Annotated in this window: 1 pseudogene; it reads right to left on the reverse strand. The window is 43.6% G+C overall.

Annotated features, from left to right (window positions below):
• A pseudogene (locus AAEY80_RS14305) lies at nt 1-433 on the reverse strand (transposase); the annotation flags it as partial.
• Nucleotides 434-645 lie beyond the last annotated feature (212 nt).

The following is a 645-nucleotide window of genomic DNA, read 5'->3' on the forward strand; positions in this document are numbered from 1 at the left end:
CATGTAACACACGGCACATGCGAGTGATACTAAAAAGCTGCTGATTATCTTCAATAAAGGCGTACTTCACTAGCTGTCACTGCGGGCATAGCCCTACGTCTTGCGTCACTAAAACAGTCTACTAGACTGTTTCTTAACGTTCCTCATTGGCAAAGTACGCCGTCGCCTTTTTTAAGATCTCGCGCTCCTCTTCAGCCACTTTAAGCTGCCGCTTGAGCTGCTTTATTTCTTGAAGAGCACTCATAAGATCAGGATCATATTGATCTGTGCCGACAAGCTTGCCTTGATTGGCTTTGTTATGCCAATTTGAGAGCGTTTGCATGGCAATGCCAAGCTGCTTTGCGGTAGCCGAGATATTGCCATTATTGTCTGATATCTTCTTGACAGCTTCTGCTTTAAATTCGTCACTGTAGGTTCTTATTTTCTTGGTCATGATAAACTCCGATTAATACGCTTAGTTTACCAAGTTTAGTTGTACGGTTTCTTCAGCATAGCTCAAGTGATGAGGTGCAGATATTAGAGTGTAAAACCGCAGGAGAACATGGAGCCAAGCTGTGGAAGCATGGCGTACCGGAGTTTTTCAAGGTAGTTGTCACCATCAAGCCCAATTAAGCAGCTTGTAATCTCATCTTTTCTGGCTCTTTT

It is taken from the genome of Psychrobacter sp. 78a-MNA-CIBAN-0178, assembly GCF_040309625.1.
GTDB classification, from domain to species: Bacteria; Pseudomonadota; Gammaproteobacteria; order Pseudomonadales; family Moraxellaceae; genus Psychrobacter; species Psychrobacter okhotskensis.